The organism is Streptomyces luteireticuli (assembly GCF_041519305.1).
GTDB classification, from domain to species: domain Bacteria; phylum Actinomycetota; class Actinomycetes; order Streptomycetales; family Streptomycetaceae; genus Streptomyces; species Streptomyces luteireticuli.
This window is the reverse complement of record NZ_CP167927.1, coordinates 3,380,273-3,398,204: the sequence shown is the minus strand read 5'-3', so window position 1 is coordinate 3,398,204 and position 17,932 is coordinate 3,380,273. Positions and strand designations below refer to the sequence as shown.

The 17,932-nt window shown below is 72.9% G+C and carries 14 protein-coding genes; 7 read left to right on the top strand and 7 right to left on the bottom strand.

Annotated features, from left to right (window positions below; genetic code table 11):
• Positions 1-57 precede the first annotated feature (57 nt).
• Positions 58-957 carry a LysR family transcriptional regulator gene (locus AB8735_RS14940; RefSeq protein WP_372407811.1) on the bottom strand — a complete coding sequence of 300 codons (900 nt, stop codon included), beginning with the start codon at positions 955-957 and terminating at the stop codon, positions 58-60.
• Between the two features lie 91 nt (positions 958-1,048).
• Here AB8735_RS14940 and AB8735_RS14935 point away from each other — a divergent pair, with 91 nt between their 5' ends.
• Together AB8735_RS14935 and AB8735_RS14930 are read left to right on the top strand one after the other, a co-directional pair.
• Positions 1,049-1,930, top strand: coding sequence for an EamA family transporter (locus AB8735_RS14935; RefSeq protein WP_344030124.1), 882 nt, complete (start codon positions 1,049-1,051; stop codon positions 1,928-1,930).
• A gap of 92 nt (positions 1,931-2,022) precedes the next feature.
• Positions 2,023-2,646, top strand: coding sequence for a LysE family translocator (locus tag AB8735_RS14930; RefSeq protein ID WP_372411849.1), 624 nt, complete (start codon positions 2,023-2,025; stop codon positions 2,644-2,646).
• Positions 2,647-2,954: 308 nt separating this feature from the next.
• Here the strand turns inward: AB8735_RS14930 and AB8735_RS14925 are convergent, their stop codons facing one another.
• A complete protein-coding gene (locus AB8735_RS14925) occupies positions 2,955-3,761 on the bottom strand; it encodes a sugar phosphate isomerase/epimerase family protein (protein WP_372407809.1) in 807 nt (268 codons plus the stop codon).
• Between the two features lie 253 nt (positions 3,762-4,014).
• Between AB8735_RS14925 and AB8735_RS14920 the strand changes: the two genes are divergently transcribed.
• Both AB8735_RS14920 and AB8735_RS14915 read left to right on the top strand, forming a co-directional pair.
• On the top strand, positions 4,015-6,237 hold the full coding sequence (locus tag AB8735_RS14920) for an ATP-dependent RecD-like DNA helicase (RefSeq protein ID WP_344030117.1): 2,223 nt from the start codon (positions 4,015-4,017) through the stop codon (positions 6,235-6,237).
• Between the two features lie 168 nt (positions 6,238-6,405).
• Positions 6,406-7,695, top strand: coding sequence for a citrate synthase (locus AB8735_RS14915; protein ID WP_344030114.1), 1,290 nt, complete (start codon positions 6,406-6,408; stop codon positions 7,693-7,695).
• Between the two features lie 521 nt (positions 7,696-8,216).
• On the opposite strand, the gene AB8735_RS14910 is transcribed toward AB8735_RS14915, so the two are convergent.
• The gene (locus tag AB8735_RS14910; protein WP_372407808.1) at positions 8,217-8,489 is read right to left on the bottom strand and encodes a heavy-metal-associated domain-containing protein; all 273 of its coding nucleotides are present in this window, start codon (positions 8,487-8,489) and stop codon (positions 8,217-8,219) included.
• Between the two features lie 31 nt (positions 8,490-8,520).
• Positions 8,521-8,730: a MerR family transcriptional regulator gene (locus tag AB8735_RS14905; protein ID WP_344030107.1), complete on the bottom strand. Its 210-nt coding sequence runs from the start codon at positions 8,728-8,730 to the stop codon at positions 8,521-8,523.
• 815 nt (positions 8,731-9,545) lie between these two features.
• Here AB8735_RS14905 and mmsA point away from each other — a divergent pair.
• Positions 9,546-11,048 (top strand): CoA-acylating methylmalonate-semialdehyde dehydrogenase, encoded by a 1,503-nt coding sequence (gene mmsA / locus AB8735_RS14900; protein WP_344028366.1) that lies wholly within the window; start codon positions 9,546-9,548, stop codon positions 11,046-11,048.
• Positions 11,049-11,106: 58 nt separating this feature from the next.
• On the opposite strand, the gene AB8735_RS14895 is transcribed toward mmsA, so the two are convergent.
• Together AB8735_RS14895 and AB8735_RS14890 are read right to left on the bottom strand one after the other, a co-directional pair.
• Complete coding sequence (locus tag AB8735_RS14895; RefSeq protein WP_372407807.1) at positions 11,107-12,594, bottom strand: PH domain-containing protein; 1,488 nt, start codon at positions 12,592-12,594, stop codon at positions 11,107-11,109.
• The gene (locus tag AB8735_RS14890) at positions 12,591-13,106 is read right to left on the bottom strand and encodes a PH domain-containing protein (protein ID WP_372407806.1); all 516 of its coding nucleotides are present in this window, start codon (positions 13,104-13,106) and stop codon (positions 12,591-12,593) included. The genes AB8735_RS14895 and AB8735_RS14890 overlap by 4 nt, the downstream gene beginning before the upstream one ends.
• A gap of 118 nt (positions 13,107-13,224) precedes the next feature.
• Between AB8735_RS14890 and AB8735_RS14885 the strand changes: the two genes are divergently transcribed.
• Positions 13,225-13,824: a TetR family transcriptional regulator C-terminal domain-containing protein gene (locus AB8735_RS14885; protein ID WP_344028356.1), complete on the top strand. Its 600-nt coding sequence runs from the start codon at positions 13,225-13,227 to the stop codon at positions 13,822-13,824.
• Positions 13,825-13,910: 86 nt separating this feature from the next.
• Here AB8735_RS14885 and AB8735_RS14880 read toward each other — a convergent pair whose 3' ends face one another.
• Positions 13,911-16,001 carry an FUSC family protein gene (locus AB8735_RS14880; protein WP_372407805.1) on the bottom strand — a complete coding sequence of 697 codons (2,091 nt, stop codon included), beginning with the start codon at positions 15,999-16,001 and terminating at the stop codon, positions 13,911-13,913.
• Positions 16,002-16,183: 182 nt separating this feature from the next.
• Here AB8735_RS14880 and AB8735_RS14875 point away from each other — a divergent pair, with 182 nt between their 5' ends.
• Positions 16,184-17,866 carry a sigma-70 family RNA polymerase sigma factor gene (locus AB8735_RS14875; protein WP_372407803.1) on the top strand — a complete coding sequence of 561 codons (1,683 nt, stop codon included), beginning with the start codon at positions 16,184-16,186 and terminating at the stop codon, positions 17,864-17,866.
• The last annotated feature ends 66 nt before the right edge of the window (positions 17,867-17,932 follow it).

Genomic DNA, 17,932 nt, shown 5'->3' with positions numbered 1-17,932 from the left:
GGCCCTTGGACGGAGGACGCCGGGGGGCGGTTCCTGCCCCCGCTCGGCCGCCCCCGCTCACCCGGCCGAGGCGGCGGCGCGCAGCAGCCGGACGGTCTCGGTGATCGCGGGCCGCCGGGCCGCGCCGACGCGCCAGTAGGCGTACAGCCGCCGCACAGGCACCGGTTCGAGCCGTACCGCCGTCACACCGGACGGGAGCGGCCCACGGCCGAGCCGGGGGATGAGGGCGATGCCCAGCCCGGCGGCCACCAGGGCGAGCTGGGTCTGGTACTCGGCGACCTGGTGGACGAGATCCGGCTCGTGCCCGGTGGCGCGCAGCGACCGGACGAGCCAGTCGTGGCAGATGCTGCCGGGCGGCTGGCAGATCCACCGCTGGTGCGGCAGGTCCATGGGGACGAGGGCGTCCCGCTCGGCCAGCGGGTGGCCGGCCGGGACGATCACATCGCATCTGTCCTCTCCCAGGGTGACCCGCTCCATGCCGTCCGGCGCCGGCAGCGGACTGATGTCCCAGTCGTGCGCGACGGCGAGGTCGATGGCGCCCTGCGCGACGAGCCCCACGGACAGATGCGGATCCACCTCGGTCATCCGGGCGTCGACCGTGGGGTGTTCGCGCGCGAGCCGGGCGAGGACGCCGGGCAGCAGGTCGCGGGCGGCGGTGGGGAACGCGCCGATGGTCAGCCGGCCGGTGGGCAGCCCGCGCCGCTCCTCCAGCTCCGTCTCCGCCCGTTCGACGAGGACGAGCAACTCCCGGGCGGTACGGGTGAGATGCACGGCGGCGTCGGTGAGGACCACGCCCCGGCCGCGGCGCTCCAGCAGCGTGGTGCGGGTCTCCCGCTCCAGCTTGGCGATCGCCTGGGATATCGCGGAGGGCGTGTAGCCGAGGGCGAGCGCCGCGGCGCTGACCGAGCCGTGCACGGAGACCGCGTGCAGCGCCCGCAGCCGGGAAAGGTCCAGCACGTCACCCACCCCATCGATGAAGCATTGCTCAATCCTATGCTGCAAAAAGATTAACTGGTGTTACACGGTTCCCTCTTGTGATGCTGCTCGCATGCGTCCCCGCCACACCCTGCTCGCCGTACTCGTCGCCGCCGTATGGGGCGTGAACTTCGTCGTCATCGACGTCGGCCTCGACCGCTTCCCGCCGTTGCTCTTCTGTGCCCTGCGCTTCCTCGCGTCCGCGCTGCCCGCCGTCTTCTTCGTCGGGCGGCCGCCGGTGAAGTGGCGCTGGATCATCGGCGTCGGAATGGCGCTCGGGGTGGGCAAGTTCGGGCTGCTGTTCATCGGCATGCACGCCGGGATGCCCGCCGGACTGTCCTCGCTGGTGCTCCAGATCCAGGCGGTGTTCACCGCGCTCCTCGCGACGGCCGCGCTCGGTGAGCGTGTCAGGGGGATGCGTGCGGTGGGGATGGCCGTCGCGCTGGCGGGCATCGGGGTGGCGGCGGTGGACGAGGGGACGTCCGGCCCGGTCCTCGGCTTCGTCCTCGTGGTCGCCGCGGCCGCCTTCTGGGGCGTCTCCAACGTCCTCACCCGCAAGGCCGCCGCGCCGGACGCCTTCCGGTTCGTCGTCTGGGTCAGCACGGTCCCGGTGCTCCCGCTGCTGGTGCTCTCGCTCGTCTTCGAGGGCCCGGGGGCCGACGCCGACGCGCTGGCCGCGACGGACTGGAGCGGCGCGGGGTCGGTCCTGTTCGTCGCCTGGGTCAGCACGGTGCTCGCCTTCGGCGCCTGGGGCCATCTGCTGCGCACCTACGACGCCTCGGCGGTGGCCCCCTTCTCCCTGCTGGTGCCCGTCTTCGGCATGTCGTCGTCGGCGCTGCTGCTGGGGGAGGGGATGAGCACGCTCCGGTGGTGCGCGGCGGTGCTGCTGGTGGGCGGCATCGGGCTCGCCTCGCCGGCGGGGCGTTCGTTGAAGCGCTGCTCAATCCCACGCTGAAGAAGGGTGAACTGGTGCTACGTGTTCGACACACGTAATCCTGGTCGCCCGTCCCCCAAGACGCAGATGCACCACCGAAGGAGCCCGTGGCTGTGGTCAGTTGGCATGCGATAGCGGGCATGGCGCTCGTGGCTCTGGGGCTCGTGCTCGTCCCCGGGCCCAACATGATGTATCTGGTGTCCCGTTCGGTGACCCAGGGCCGCCGGGCCGGTCTGATCTCCCTGCTGGGCGTCGCCGCGGGTTTCCTCGTCTATCTGCTGGCGGCGGTCGCGGGCATCGCCGCGCTCTTCGCCATGGTCCCCGTCGTCCACACGGGCCTGAAACTGGCCGGCGCGGCGTATCTGGCGTGGCTGGCCTGGCAGGCGCTGCGGCCGGGCGGGACCTCGGCGTTCGACCCGCGTCCGCTGCCGGCGGATCCGCCGCGGCGGCTCTTCACGATGGGCCTCGTCACCAATCTGCTCAACCCGAAGATCGCGGTGCTGTACGTCTCCGTCCTGCCGCAGTTCGTCGACCCCGGGCGGGGGTCGGTGCCGCTGCAGAGCCTGGTGATCGGGCTGACGCAGATTGTGGTGGCGGTGACGGTGAACGCCCTGATCGCCCTGACGGCCGGGGCGGTGTCGACGTTTTTGCGGGCGCGGCCGTCGTGGTTGCGGGGGCAGCGGTGGGTGATGGGGGTGGTGTTGGGTGGGATGGCGGTGCGGGTGGGGGTGGAGTGAGGGTGGGTGTTCGGGTGGGGGGTTTGCCCCTGGCCCGCCCTTTCACCGTTTCTTCCGGGGCTGCGCCCCCTCGGCCCGGCACCGCGGCTTCGCCGCGGTGGGGCGGGGGCTGCGCCCCCTGCGCCCCTGCTTCCGGGGCTCCGCCCCTGGCCCCCGTTGTCGCGGCTTCGCCGCTCGTCCTCAAGCGCCGGACGGGCTGGATCGGCGCGCCATTCCAGCCCGTCCGGCGCTTGAGGACTCCGCCCGGAGGGCGGACGGGGTCAGGGGTCTCCCCGGGAAACGGCGAAAGGGCGGGACAGGGGCACAACTCACCCACCCCCACCCCCACCCGCAATCAACCCTCGCAAATACTCAACCCCCGCCCCCCCAACCCCCTCAAACCCCTCCACCCCCGCAAACCACCGCCGTTCATACTCCCAACACACCCACCCCCCATACCCCACCCCCCTCAACACCCCCACGCACTCCGCCACCGGCAACACCCCCGCCCCCAGCGGTACCGGCGTCAACAGGTCCTCCGGCGCGACGTCCTTGACCTGGACGTAGCCCAGATGGGGCAGCAGCGCCGCGACGCTCTCCGCAGGGCTCTCCCCGCCCCGCCACGTATGCAACACATCCCACAGCGCACCGACATGGCGATGCCCCACCAGCCCCAGGATCCGCATCACATCCCGCCCCCGCGCGTGCGAATCGTGGGTCTCCAGCAGGACCCGCACACCCAGGGAGGCGGCGAGCGGGGCCACGGCCCCGAGGCGGCGCGCCCCGATGGCGTCCGCCTCGTCGGCCGGCAGCGCGCCGCCCCCGGGGAAGACCCGCACATACGGCGCCCCCAGATCCGCCGCGAGCCGTACCAGCGCGGACAGTTCCGCGAGCACCGGCCCGTCGGGGCCGTCCGCCGCGACCTGCGCGTACCCGGCCACGCCGAGCACGGAGACCCCGGCGGAGGCGAACGTCCGCATGGCAAGCGCGCGTTCGGCCGCGGAGGAGCCGGGGTGCAGGGGTTCCTCGGGATGGGCACGCAGCTCGACCCCGTCCCAGCCGTGGGAACGGGCGAGCCGGATCACGTCCGGCAGCGGGAGACCGGGGACGCCGAGGGTGGAGAAAGCCAGCTTCACACACCCACTGCTTCCCGCCCGGGCCACCACCTTGGGTAAAGGATTGGCAACGCTTCGCGCAGGCTGCAACCCCACGGCTCCGTCAGGGGTCGTATGTGGCATCCGGCTTCCCGGGGGGAGGCATCCGGGGGGAGCAGGGGGAGCCGGAGGGGGGAAGCGAGGGGCCCGGTCGTCGGACCGGGCCCCTCGAATTGCACCGGGAGCATTGCACCGGGACCCGGGACTGTCGGTGGGCCGCTGTAGCGTCGGATCCATGGTGCAACTGGCGGTGGTCGAAGGGGTGCTCGAGCGCATCACCTACGCCAACGAGGAGAACGGCTACACGGTCGCCCGCGTGGACACCGGCCGCGGTGCCGGCGATCTCCTCACGGTCGTGGGTTCGCTGCTCGGCGCCCAGGTCGGCGAGTCGCTGCGGATGGAGGGCCGTTGGGGCTCGCACCCGCAGTACGGCAGGCAGTTCACGGTGGAGAACTACACCACCGTCCTCCCCGCCACCGTCCAGGGCATGCGCCGCTACCTCGGCTCGGGCCTGGTCAAGGGCATCGGCCCGGTCTTCGCCGACCGCATCACCACGCACTTCGGGCTGGAGACGCTCGACGTCATCGAGACCGAGCCCCAGCGCCTGATCGAGGTCCCGGGCCTCGGCCCCAAGCGCACCAAGAAGATCGCCGCCGCCTGGGAGGAGCAGAAGGCGATCAAGGAGGTGATGCTCTTCCTCCAGACCGTCGAGGTCTCCACCTCCATCGCCGTCCGGATCTACAAGAAGTACGGCGACGCCTCCATCTCCGTCGTCAAGAGCGAGCCGTACCGCCTGGCGGCCGACGTCTGGGGCATCGGTTTCCTCACCGCGGACCGGATCGCGCAGTCCGTCGGCATCCCGCACGACAGCCCCGAGCGCGTCAAGGCCGGTCTGCAGTACGCCCTTTCGCAGTCGGCGGACCAGGGCCACTGCTTCCTCCCGGAGGAGCGGCTGATCGCGGACGCGGTCAAGCTCCTCCAGGTGGACACGGGCCTGGTGATCGAGTGCCTGGCCGAACTCGCCGCGGACGAGGAGGGGGTGGTCCGCGAGACCGTCCCCGGCCCGGAGGACGGACAGCCGGTCACCGCCGTCTATCTGGTCCCCTTCCACCGCGCCGAACTCTCCCTCTCCGCCCAGCTGTCGAGGCTTCTGCGCTGCGAGGAGGACCGGCTGTCGGCCTTCGCGGACGTGGACTGGGAGAAGGCCCTCGGCTGGCTGGCCGGACGCACCGGCGCGGACCTCGCCCCGGAGCAGCGGGAGGCGGTCCGGCTGGCGCTGACCAGCAGGGTCGCGGTGCTCACCGGCGGCCCGGGCTGCGGCAAGTCGTTCACCGTGCGCTCGGTGGTCGAGCTGGCCCGCGCCAAGCGCGCCAAGGTGGTGCTCGCGGCGCCCACCGGGCGGGCCGCCAAGCGGCTCGCGGAGCTGACCGGCGCCGAGGCGTCCACCGTCCACCGCCTGCTGGAGCTCAAGCCCGGCGGCGACGCGGCGTACGACCGCGACCGCCCGCTGGACGCCGACCTGGTGGTGGTCGACGAGGCGTCCATGCTCGACCTCCTCCTGGCCAACAAGCTGGCCAAGGCCGTCCCGCCCGGCGCCCATCTGCTGCTCGTCGGGGACGTGGACCAACTGCCGTCCGTGGGCGCGGGCGAGGTCCTGCGCGACCTCCTCGCCCCCGGCAGCCCCGTCCCCGCCGTCCGTCTCACCCGCATCTTCCGGCAGGCGCAGCAGTCGGGCGTGGTGACCAATGCCCACCGGATCAATTCCGGCGAATTTCCGATCACTTCAGGTCTGTCCGATTTCTTTCTCTTCGTCGAGGAGGACACCGAGGAGGCGGGCCGGCTCACGGTGGACGTGGCTGCCCGGCGGATCCCGTCCCGCTTCGGCCTCGACGCCCGCCGGGACGTCCAGGTGCTCGCTCCGATGCACCGCGGCCCGGCCGGCGCCGGCACCCTCAACGGCCTGCTCCAGCAGGCGATCACGCCCGCCCGCCCCGACCTGCCCGAGCGCCGCTTCGGCGGCCGTGTCTTCCGCGTGGGGGACAAGGTCACCCAGATCCGCAACAACTATGAAAAGGGGGAGAACGGCGTCTTCAACGGCACGGTCGGCGTCGTCACCGCCCTCGACGAGGTCGAGCAGCGCCTCACCGTGCGCACCGACGAGGACGAGGAGGTCGGCTACGACTTCGACGAGCTCGACGAGCTCGCCCACGCCTACGCGGTGACGATCCATCGGTCGCAGGGCAGCGAGTATCCGGCGGTGGTGATCCCGGTGACCACCGGGGCGTGGACCATGCTCCAGCGCAATCTTCTCTATACGGCCGTAACCCGGGCAAAGCGCCTCGTGGTGCTGGTGGGCTCGCGGCGGGCTCTGGGGCAGGCGGTGCGCACCGTCGGCGCGGGCCGACGGTGCACCGCGCTCGATCACCGGCTCGCTGTTGGAGGTGGTGTTCGTCTCTGACCGGTTTACCAATCGGGGCGAAGGGGGCAGGATGGCCAGCCGGACGGCACTCAGTGCCGCCCATGGGCCCTATGGCCGACCCCGAGTGCACGTACCACGTCCAAATGGGGGAAGGTAGGGGTAGTCAGGGCACCTCAAAGAAGAGGCACAACGTCGGTGAGGGATGACGTGAGCGACAACTCTGTAGTAGTGCGTTACGGGGACGGCGAGTACACCTACCCGGTGGTCGACAGCACCATCGGCGACAAGGGCTTCGATATCGGGAAGCTGCGTGCCCAGACCGGTCTGGTGACCCTGGACTCGGGCTACGGCAACACGGCCGCCTATAAGTCCGCCATCACCTACCTGGACGGCGAGCAGGGCATCCTGCGGTACCGCGGATACCCGATCGAGCAGCTCGCCGAGCGCAGCTCCTTCCTCGAGACCGCGTTCCTGCTGATCAACGGCGAGCTGCCCACCGCCGACGAGCTCGCCCGCTTCCAGGACGAGATCACCCGGCACACCCTGCTGCACGAGGACGTCAAGCGGTTCTACGACGGCTTCCCGCGCGACGCCCACCCGATGGCCATGCTGTCCTCGGTGGTCAGCGCCCTGTCCACGTTCTACCAGGACAGCCACAACCCGTTCGACGCCAAGCAGCGCGACCTCTCCACGATCCGGCTGCTCGCCAAGCTGCCCACGATCGCGGCCTACGCGTACAAGAAGTCCGTCGGTCACCCGGTGGTCTACCCGCGTAACGACCTCGGCTACGTCGAGAACTTCCTGCGGATGACCTTCTCGGTGCCGGCCGCGGACTACGAGCTGGACCCGGTGGTGGTCAGCGCCCTGGACAAGCTGCTGATCCTGCACGCCGACCACGAGCAGAACTGCTCGACCTCGACGGTGCGCCTGGTGGGCTCCTCGCAGGCCAACCTGTTCGCCTCGATCTCCGCGGGCATCAACGCCCTGTGGGGCCCGCTGCACGGCGGTGCCAACCAGTCCGTCCTGGAGATGCTGGAGGGCATCCAGCGCGACGGCGGCGACGTCGACGCCTTCATCCGCAAGGTGAAGAACAAGGAGGACGGCGTCCGCCTGATGGGCTTCGGGCACCGGGTCTACAAGAGCTTCGACCCCCGTGCGAAGATCATCAAGGCGGCGGCGCACGACGTCCTCTCGGCGCTCGGCAAGTCCGACGAGCTGCTGGACATCGCGCTCAAGCTGGAGGACCACGCGCTCTCCGACGACTACTTCGTCTCGCGCAACCTCTACCCCAACGTGGACTTCTACACCGGTCTGATCTACCGGGCGATGGGCTTCCCCACCGAGATGTTCACCGTGCTCTTCGCGCTCGGCCGGCTCCCCGGCTGGATCGCCCAGTGGCACGAGATGATCAAGGAGCCGGGCTCCCGCATCGGCCGCCCGCGCCAGATCTACACCGGTGTCGTCGAGCGCGACTTCGTGCCCGTCGAGAACCGCTGACCCGCAGGGTCCGTGCTGCGGCGCTCCGCCCCGTCCGGGGGCGGGGCGCCGCTTCCGTTGCCCGGCAAAGGTGCCGGCAAAGTCGGTGAAAACGCGAAAACGAAGAACGAATCAAGTGCCACCGACACGGGATGTATGTGACGGATGTACATGACATCTATGAAAAGCGCCCCGCTTCCGATCCCCCCACGGGTCGGAGCGGGGCGCTTTTCGTCCCGGAACGGATTCCCCCCACGGGATCCGTCCGGGAGTCTGTGCGCACCGGGCGCCCGGTGCTCCGCACGCGATCTGCCGGGACAACGTACGGACGGGAGGGCCGCTCAAAGCTCCCCGGGTACGTGCCCCGGCCACGCGTGGCCGGCCCGTCCCCCAAGACGATCCAGCACTGCCTGGTTAGACCAATCCACCCCCGGAATGGTTACCCCGGAATTGCTGTGATCTAGGTCTCTCGTTTTCGTCGGCAAACGGGGACATAAATAGGCAAGGACCCTGAAGAAAACAGGGTCCTTGCCCAGGGGTGGTCAGGCGCGGCCGACGAGCTCGTAACCGGCCTCGTCCACCGCCGCGCGGACGGCCTCGTCGTCCAGCGGGCCGGCGGAGACGACGGTGACCAGCCCGGTGGCGGCCTCCGCCGTCACCGAGGCGACCCCGTCGAGGGCGGAGAGCTCCTCGGTGACCGCGCCCTCGCAGTGGCCGCAGGTCATGCCCGTCACCTTGTAGGCGGTGGTGAGGGTCGTCGTGCCGTGGGTCATGCTGTGCTCCTCGGTGGATGTCGAACCGCTTGGCAACTGCATCGACATTGTCCCCGGGACGCTCCGCGGCCGGTCAGTTGCCCCGGTCGCCGCGCCGGGCCCGGTTGCCCGGCCGGGCGGCGACCCACAGCCGGATCGTGTCGGCGAACCAGTACGGTCTGCCGTCCTCGGTGAGATCGGGGGCCGGCATCAGGCCGTGCTTGCGGTACGAGCGCACGGTGTCGGTCTGGACTCCGATGTGTGCGGCGATCTCCCTGTAGGACCAGAGTCGACGGTCTGTCATCTCTCGCGCCTCTCCGCGGCGCCGCGGGAACGGAAGGGGGATCCGTCGGGTGGGGGGACCGCGGCGCTGCCGTTCGTTCGTGATCAGCCAGCCTGGCGGGGTGGGGGGTGGGGGGTGATCGGTGGGGCACGGCTGTGGAGCGGTTGTTGCGGGGAGGGGACGGGGTGGTGACGGTTGTGACGGTGGGGAGACGTGGTGTTCGGGTGGGGGGTTTTGCCCCTGGCCCGCCCTTTCACCGTTTCTTCCGGGGGCTCCGCCCCCTCGGCCCGCCCACCGCGGCTCGCCGCGGTGGGCGGGGCTGCGCCCCTGCGCCCCGGCGGGGGCTGCGCCCCCTGCGCCCCTGCTTCCGGGGCTTCGCCCCTGGCCCCCTTTTCGGGGCTCCGCCCCGGACCCCGTTTGTCGCGGCTCCGCCGCTCGTCCTCAAGCGCCGGACGGGCTGATATTCAGCCCGTCCGGCGCTTGAGGACTCCGCCCGGAGGGCGGACGGGGTCCGGGGTCTCCCCGGAAGAAACGGTGAAAGGGCGGGGCAGGGGCAACCATCCAGCCTGTCCGGCGTTTGAGGACAGCGCCCGCAGGGCGCTTCGGGGGGGGCAGGGGGCCCGCGCCCCGCGCGCCACCGGGGTTGCGAAGGGGCGCAGCCCCTGCGGAAACGGTGAAAGGGCGGGGAGGGGGAAGTGTCCATGCAACAGCCCCAACGGCCGACAGTGTGCCGGGCGCGCCCCCCGCCCCCACGTGGTGGGATGTGCCCGCCGCCTTCCTCCACCCGATCCCCGATCTCCAACCCCCGACCCGACGCGAGAGGCGCTGAGCCGAAGATGACGAAGTTGAAGACCGTCGACCACTGGATCGGCGGCCGCACCGCCGAGGGCGCCTCCGGCGCGTACGGCCCGGTCACCGACCCCGCGACCGGCGAGGTCACCACGCAGGTGGCGCTGGCCTCGCCCGCCGAGGTGGACGCCGCCGTCGCCGCGGCCAAGGACGCGTTCGCCACCTGGGGGACGTCCTCGCTCGCCACCCGCACGGGCATCCTGTTCGCCTACCGCGCGCTGCTGGACGCGCACCGCGAGGAGATCGCCCGGCTGATCACGGCCGAGCACGGCAAGGTGCACGCCGACGCGCTCGGCGAGGTCGCGCGCGGGCTGGAGATCGTCGAACTCGCCTGCGGCATCACGGAGAAGCTCAAGGGCGAGCTGTCCACCCAGGTCTCCAGCCGGGTGGACGTGGCGGCGATCCGGCAGCCGCTGGGCGTCGTGGCGGGCATCACGCCGTTCAACTTCCCGGCGATGGTTCCGCTGTGGATGTTCCCGCTGGCCATCGCGTGCGGCAACACGTTCGTCCTCAAGCCGAGCGAGAAGGACCCCTCCGCCGCGGTCCTGCTCGCGGAGCTGGCCGCGGAGGCGGGGCTGCCGGACGGTGTGCTCAACGTCGTGCACGGCGACAAGGCGGCCGTGGACCGGCTGCTGGAGCATCCGGACGTCGCGGCCGTCTCCTTCGTCGGCTCGACGCCCGTCGCCCGGTACATCCACGCCACCGCCTCCGCCCACGGCAAGCGCGTCCAGGCGCTCGGCGGCGCCAAGAACCACATGCTGGTCCTGCCCGACGCGGACCTGGACGCGGCGGCCGACGCGGCGGTGTCGGCGGCGTACGGGTCCGCGGGCGAGCGCTGCATGGCCGTGTCGGCGGTGGTCGCGGTGGGGGACACGGGGGACGAGCTCGTCGCCCGGATCCGGGACCGGGCCGAGAAGATCAAGATCGGGCCGGGGGACGACCCGGCGTCCGAGATGGGCCCGCTGATCACCGCGGCCCACCGCGACAAGGTCGCCTCGTATGTGCAGGGCGCCGCGGCGCAGGGCGCCGAGGTCGTCCTCGACGGGACCGGCTTCACGGTCGAGGGGTACGAGAACGGGCACTGGATCGGCCTGTCCCTGCTGGACAGGGTCCCCGTGGACGCGGACGCCTACCGTGACGAGATCTTCGGCCCGGTGCTGTGCGTGCTGCGCGCGGAGACGTACGAGGAGGGCGTGGCGCTCATCAACGCCTCGCCCTGGGGCAACGGGACGGCCGTCTTCACTCGGGACGGGGGCGCGGCCCGCCGGTTCCAACTGGAGGTGCAGGCCGGGATGGTGGGGGTGAACGTGCCGATCCCGGTGCCGGTGGGCTACCACTCCTTCGGCGGCTGGAAGGACTCGCTCTTCGGCGACCACCACATCTACGGGAACGACGGCGTCCACTTCTACACCCGCGGCAAGGTCGTGACGACGCGGTGGCCGGACCCGGAGGACGGGGGAGTGGACCTGGGGTTTCCCAGTCATCGGTAGGTAGGCGACGGCCGGGGGATCTCCATCTCCAGGAGGCGATCCCCCGGCTTCGTGCGCATCACCCGGGTGTCGTGACCGTCATGAACTCCCGCAGCATCCCCGGGGTCACCTCCTCCGCGAATCCGGCCGCCTCCCCGGCGGCCATGTCCCTTATGCGGTAGCCCTCTTCACCGGCCGCGACGGCCGCCGTCGCGGTCACCACTCCGGCCCGGCGGGAGAACGGCGTGTCCGTGAAGGTCCACGCCAGCACCGACGCCCGGTCGAGCACCGTCGTCTCGCCGCTCAGCGCACCCGCCCGCACCACCAGCCACCGACCCCGTACCGCGTGCCCGAGCGCCCGGTACGCCGCGCCCGCCAGCCCGTACGCCACCGGCACGGAGACCAGCACCCACCCCACCGCGCACCACACCAACACCGGTGTCAGCAGCGCCCCGAGCACCGTCAGCGTCACGGCCACCGGTGCGACTCCCCAGACCAGCAGCCGTACGACACGACGACGGCGCGCCACCGGAGGGTGGGCCCGCAACCCGCCCGTCTCCACCGTCTCGCCCAGCACTCCCGTGCACACCCGTACCGCCTCCGAGCGCGGCGCGGGCGGCAGGAGCACGCTGCGCTTGCGATTCTCCTCGCGGTTGCCGAGGCCGCCGGCGACGGCCCGTACCGTCGCGCCGCCCCCGTACCGCAGCAGCAGCGGCTCGCGCAGGGCGACGCCGCGCAGCCGGGTCCGTTCGATCGAGACGGAGCGGGTGGTGAAGAGGCCGTGCCGGACGCGCAGGGTCGCGTCGTCGGACCATTCCAGCCGGTACCGCCACCAGTTCTCGGCGTAGAGGGCGACCGCGCCCACGACCCCGAGGGCCGTGACGATCAGCAGCCCCGCCGGAATCGTCAGCCACAAGGCGCTCCGGCCGAACGCGTCGAAGGCGTGGCGCACGACGCCGATCCGCCACGGCTCGATCCCCATCCCGTCGAGCGCCCGCCACACCGCCCCCGCGGCCGCGAGGACGCCGCCGAACACCCAGAAGGTGAGCGGCGCGTAGCGCAGCCGGCGCGGGTCGGCGGTGGAGAGGACGGGCTCGGCCGCGTCCACCGACCCGGCGCGGGCGAGGAGTTCGCGGCGCAGCCGCTCCGCGGCGGACCGGCCCAGCGCCTCCAGCTTCAGTTCGCCGCCGTGCCCGCCGGTGCCGGCGCGCAGGACGACCAGGCCGAGGAGCCGCAGGACGGGGCCCGCGGTGAGGTCGACGTTGCGGACGCGGTGCAGGGGGACGGCGCGGACCCGCCGGGTGAACAGGCCCGTGCGCAGCTCGATCGCGTCGGCGGTGACGCGGTAGCGGGTGAGGCGCCAACTCAGCGCTCCCGCACCGGTGATGGCGGCGAAGACGGCGCCGAGTACGGCGAGGGTGATCCATGCCCTGGCGCCCGGGTGCCCGCCGGTGGCCAGCGCGGTGAGCGCGAGCGAGCCGAGCGGGGCGCCGAGCCAGGCGCAGTGGGCGAGCGGGGTGCGGGGGTCGGTGCGGCGCCAACCGCCCGTGTGCCGGGGGCTGTTCACGCGGCGTCCTCCCGTACGGCGCGGGCCGCCTCGGCGACGCGTTCGGCCATGGCCCGCGCGTCCTCCTCGGCCAGCCCGGCGATCTTCACGGCACCGGCCGTGGAGGCGGTGGTGACGGTGACGGTGGCGAGCCCGTAGCGCCGCTGGAGCGGGCCGATTTCCGTGTCCACGGTCTGCACCCGCGACAGCGGTGCGATGCGGCGGCGCTGGAGGAACCAGCCGCTCGCGGTGTAGACGGCCGACTCGCCGACCTCCCAGGCGTGGACGCGGTAGCGCCAGGCGGGCATGGCCAGTTGGTAGGAGAGCGCGGGAGCGACCAGGACCACCGCCACCAGCGGGGCGAGCCACGGCAGGGCGCCGGGGAAGAACAGCGCGGACAGCACCAGCAGGGCCGTGGCCGTGAGCAGCAGTGGTCCGGTGACGGTGAGCAGCGCCTGGGCGGCCCACCAGCGGCGGGCGCGGGGGTCGACGCGGTGGCGCGGTGGGCGCAGGCGTATCTGGGTGCCGGTCATCGCGTGGGTGCCCCCGTTTCTCTTCGCACGCTTCTTTTCAAGTCGATCGTATTGAATCCTGCTCCCGGTAGGGTATGGCAATACGTTCGACTTGGAAAATGGAGAGGTGGCGCCCGCGGTGCCCAAGCGCGTGGACCACGAGGAACGGCGCCGGCTGATCGCCGGCGCGCTCTGGCGCATCGCCAGCACCCGCGGCCTGGAGGGCGCGAGCCTGCGGGACGTGGCCGCCGAGGCCGGCATCTCGCTCGGGCAGCTGCAGCACTACTTCGCCGGCAAGGACGAGATGATCGTCTTCGCCCTGGAGCACATCAGCACCCTGGGCGAGGAGCGCATCCGCCGCCGCATCACCGCCCTGACCGAGGAGCCCGCCCCCCGCACGGTCCTGCGCGAGTGCGCCGCCGGGATGCTGCCGCTGGACGACGAGTCCCGCACCGGACTCCTGGTCGGCATCGCCTACTTCATCCGGGCCCTGGGCGACGAGCGGCTGCGCCGGCACGCGCAGGAGGGCCAGCCTGCGCTGCGCGCCTTCCTCGCCGACCAGTTCCGGCAGGCCGCCGAGGCCGGCGACACGGTGCCCGGGCTCGACCCGGACACCGAGGCCATGCTGCTGATCGCGCTCACGGACGGGCTGACCAGCTCCGCGCTGCTGGAGGTGATCACGCCCGAGGAGGCGCTGGAGCTGATGGACCGGCATCTCGACCGGCTGTTCGTCGGCTGACGGGGCCGGAGTTCAGGTGCGAGTTCAGGTCCGGCTTCGGATCCGGCTTCAGGACCGGCTTCGGATCCGGCCGAAAGGGCCGGCCTTCAGGTCCGGCGCGCCGCCCGGTTGCGCCCGCCCGGTCCCGGCGACAGCGCCGCGGCCAGCTCGTCGAGCGCGTCCACCAGCAGCTCCGCGCCCCGCACCGCCACGCCCCGGTCGCCCTCGGCCGCGTACCAGTCGGCGACCACCGCGCGCGGGCCCGTCCAGTCCGGGGCCCGCCGCTCCCGCACCGCGGCCACCGCGTCGGGCAGGGCGGCGCCCAGGGCGTCGGCGAACTTCCCGGCGTACGGGGAGGGTTGGGCGTCACGGTCCGGAATGTGCGCCTCCATCAGCATCGTCACCCGGCCCATCGTGGCCAGCGCCGCGTCGCTCGCGCGCTCGGCGGTACGGGAGAGACCCCGGTGCCGCACGGGCTCCTTGAGGGCGCGCTCGGCCGTCTCCTCCCATGCGGTGCGCGCCGCACGGGAGTCGAGCAGGGTGTCGCGCACCCGGCGCGGGCGGACGTCGGCCGGGCGGGCGTAGGCGTCGAGGACGGCGAGGCAGTACGCGCCGTTGGCGGCCAGCCAGTCGGCGAGACGGTCGCGCAGCCGACGGGTCTCCCACACCGGGAACACCGCGTACGCGGCCATCGCCAGCAGCCCGCCCAGCAGCGTCAGCGCCACCCTGGCCTGCACGGTCTGCGACCAGCCCTCGCCGACCATGCCGAGCAGGAAGACGACGTACGCGCCGACGCACGCGGAGGCCACGACGTAACCGGTGCCCATCAGCAGATACAGCAGCCCGACGCAGGCCACCGCCAGCGCCGCGGACACATACACCCCCGGGTGGAGCAGCGTGGCCAGCGCGGCCGCCAGGAGCACACCGACGACCGTGCCGGCGAACCGGGCGACCCCGCGCGAATAGGTCTGGGCGAAGTCCGGCCGCATGACCATCACCGAGGCCATGGGCGCCCAGTAGCCGTGGCCCAGCGGCAGCGCGGCGCCCAGCACATAGCCGGCGGACGCCACGACCGCGACCCGCACGGCGTGCCGGGCGACGGGCGACGACCAGGTGGCCTCGCGCCGGACCGCCCGCAGGGCGACCGGGACGAGCCGGGGGACCGTCGGCCGCAGCAGGGGACGGCGCTCGCCCGCGCGGCGGGCGGTGCGCACCGGCTCGTCGCTCTCCTCGACCACGTCGCCCAGCAGCGCGATCAGCCGGTACGCGGAGCGCCGCGCCGCGCCGTCGAGCATCGGGCCCTCCTCGGGCACCTGGAGCACGGCCAGCGCCTCGGGCGGCAGCCGCACCGGGCGGCCCCAGCGGATGGCGCGGGCGACGGCGTCCAGCACGCTCGCCGCCGCGGCCAGCAGGTCGCGGACCCGGTCGCGCTGCGGACCCTCGGCGGGCGCCCCGACCACCGGGTCGGCCAGCGCCGCCAGCACCGGCCGCAGCCGCTCGGCGAGCCCGCGCGGGCCGGCGAGTTCGCGGGGGCGGTTGCGGGCCTGACGCGGGGTGAGCTCGGCGGCGCTGCGTGCCTCCATCAGCGGCTGCGGATCGAAGCGGGCCACCGGGTCGTGCCGCAGCCGGCGCGCGTAGTCGGCCTCCGCGGCCAGCGCGTCGGCGAGCGCGTCCCGCTGCCGCCCCCAGGGCCTGATCGGGAACAGCACGATGAGCAGCGCTTGGACGACGCCGCCGACGGAGATCAGGGCGGCGTGCTCGGCCGCGCCCGCGACGGAGGTGGGCAGGGTGACGGTGACCAGCATGACCGCCACGGTCTGCGTGGCGACCAGGCCGGAGACCGGGCCGACCGCCCACGCCATGCCCGCCAGCAGCGTCCAGACGGCCAGCAGGAGAACGAAGAGGACATGGCTGTACGCGGCGAGGTAGCCGAGGAAGGTGCTGAGCCCCAGCCCGGCGGCCACCCCCAGCGCCAGCACCGGACGCGGCCGCCAGCTCTGCTGGAACGTCGCTAGCCCCGCGGCGAACGCGCCGAAGGCGGAGGAGACGGCGAGGGCCGGGCTGCCGAAGGCGAGGAGCAGCGCCACGACGAGGGCGACGCCGCCGGCGGCGCGGAGGGTGACGAGGGGTTCGAGCCTGGCCCGCTCCACGGTCAGCCCGGATCGGGCGGTGTCTTTGAGCGCGCTCAGCCAGGGCATGCGTCCGAGCTTACGTTCCGGATGATCCGGTTCCGGACGATGGGAACGCTTGGGTCCATCGTCCCCGGACCCGTACGCTCCCCGAAAAGTTTTCGGAATTTCTGTTATCCGGCCCCCCGCCCCTCCATCTCCTAGGAGTCGGCCACCGACGCCGGCAACCAACGGAAAGAGGTGCGTAAGGCGTGAGGACCGAGATCGACGCCGCCAGGATCGAGGCGGCGCGGGCCGGGGACACGGCGGCGCAGGACGAACTCGTCGCCGCCTGCCTGCCGCTCGTCTACAACATCGTCGGCCGGGCCCTGGGCGGCCACGCGGACGTGGACGACGTCGTCCAGGAGACGATGCTCCGCGTCGTCAACGGCCTGGGCGACCTCCGCGACCCCGCCGGCTTCCGCTCCTGGCTGGTCGCCATCACCACCAATCAGATACGGGCGCACTGGCGCGCGAAGCTCCCCGAGACCCCGGACGGCGACCGGCCGGCCGAGGTGCCCGACCCGTCGTCCGACTTCGTGGCCGTGACCATCGTCCGGCTCGGCCTGGAGGGCCAGCGCCGCGAGGTCGCCGAGGCGACCCGCTGGCTCGACGAAGGGGAGCGCGAGGTCCTCTCGCTGTGGTGGCTGGAGGCCGCCGGCGAGCTGACCCGGGCCGAGGTCGCCGCCGCGCTCGGTCTCACCCCGCAGCACACCGCCGTCCGCGTCCAGCGCATCAAGGAGCGGCTCGACACCGCCCGCGGCGTCGTCCGCGCCCTCGCCGCCACCCCGCGCTGCCCCGAACTGGCCGCCCTCGCCGCCCCCTGGGACGGCGTCCCCTCCGCCCTGTGGCGCAAGCGCGTCGCCCGCCACGCGCGCACCTGCGCGGCCTGCGGCGGCGCCTGGTCGGCGCTCGTCCCGGCCGAGGGGCTGCTCGTCGGCCTCGGCCTCGTCCCGGTCACGGGCGCGCTGCTGCACTGGTGGGGCGGCGCGACGGTGCTGCACACCGAGTCCGTGGCCGCCACCCAGTCCGTGGCCGCCACCGGGTCCGTGTCCGCCGCACCGGCGCCCGCCCGCACCGGCGGTCACCGGGCGTCCCGCCGCCGCCCCGCCAAGGGCGGCACGAAGGGCAGGCGGGTCGCCGTCGGCGCCGCCGCCCTCGCCGTTGTCACCGGCGCGGCCGTGATCGGCTCGAACCTCTTCGGCGACGACCCCGCCGTGACCGAGCCCCGTACCCAGGCTGCGAGCGACGCGGGCCGGGTGGTGCCGCTGAACGACCGGACGGCGACCGTGTCCGCGTCCCCCGGCGCCACCCCCTCCGCTTCCCCCACGAAGGACGCGGAGAAGGGCAAGAAGAAGGAGAAGGACAAGGGGGAGAGGACCCACGCCCCCTCCGCGAGGCCCACCCCCGGTCCGGACCGCCCGAGCTCCACCCCCGCCACGGCCGCGCCCACCCCGTCGCCCGCGCGCAGCGCCCGGCCGACCCCGAAGCCGGACCCCCGCCCCGCCTCCGGCGGCTCGCTGGAGCAGCAGGTCACCGACCTCGTCAACGCCGAGCGCGCCAAGGCGGGTTGCTCGCCGCTCACCTCCAACGCACAGCTCGACCGGGCGGCCCAGGGCCACTCCGACGACATGGCGGCACGCGACTTCTTCGACCACACGAACCCCGACGGCAAGGGCCCGGGCGACCGCATCACGGCCGCCGGGTACCACTGGATGACGTACGGCGAGAACATCGCCTACGGGCAGCAGTCCGCCGCCTCCGTGATGGACAGCTGGATGCACAGCTCCGGCCACCGCGCCAACATCCTCAACTGCTCCTTCAAGGAGATCGGCGTCGGCGTCAACCACGCCCCGGGCGGCCCGCGGTGGACGCAGGTCTTCGGAGCGCGCTGAGCGGACGGCCCTGCGCGGGGCCCGGCCCCCGTAGGCCGGCCGGCCGCCCCGGGTTGCGGTGACAAA

What these genes read in the sequence shown, in the direction of transcription:
- AB8735_RS14935 (WP_344030124.1), top strand. Translation starts at nt 1,049, where the DNA reads ATGCGTCCCCGCCACACCCTGCTCGCCGTACTCGTCGCCGCCGTATGG.
- AB8735_RS14920 (WP_344030117.1), top strand. Translation starts at nt 4,015, where the DNA reads ATGGTGCAACTGGCGGTGGTCGAAGGGGTGCTCGAGCGCATCACCTAC.
- AB8735_RS14910 (WP_372407808.1), bottom strand. Translation starts at nt 8,489, where the DNA reads ATGCAGTTGCCAAGCGGTTCGACATCCACCGAGGAGCACAGCATGACC.
- AB8735_RS14905 (WP_344030107.1), bottom strand. Translation starts at nt 8,730, where the DNA reads ATGACAGACCGTCGACTCTGGTCCTACAGGGAGATCGCCGCACACATC.
- mmsA (WP_344028366.1), top strand. Translation starts at nt 9,546, where the DNA reads ATGACGAAGTTGAAGACCGTCGACCACTGGATCGGCGGCCGCACCGCC.
- AB8735_RS14890 (WP_372407806.1), bottom strand. Translation starts at nt 13,106, where the DNA reads ATGACCGGCACCCAGATACGCCTGCGCCCACCGCGCCACCGCGTCGAC.
- AB8735_RS14880 (WP_372407805.1), bottom strand. Translation starts at nt 16,001, where the DNA reads ATGCCCTGGCTGAGCGCGCTCAAAGACACCGCCCGATCCGGGCTGACC.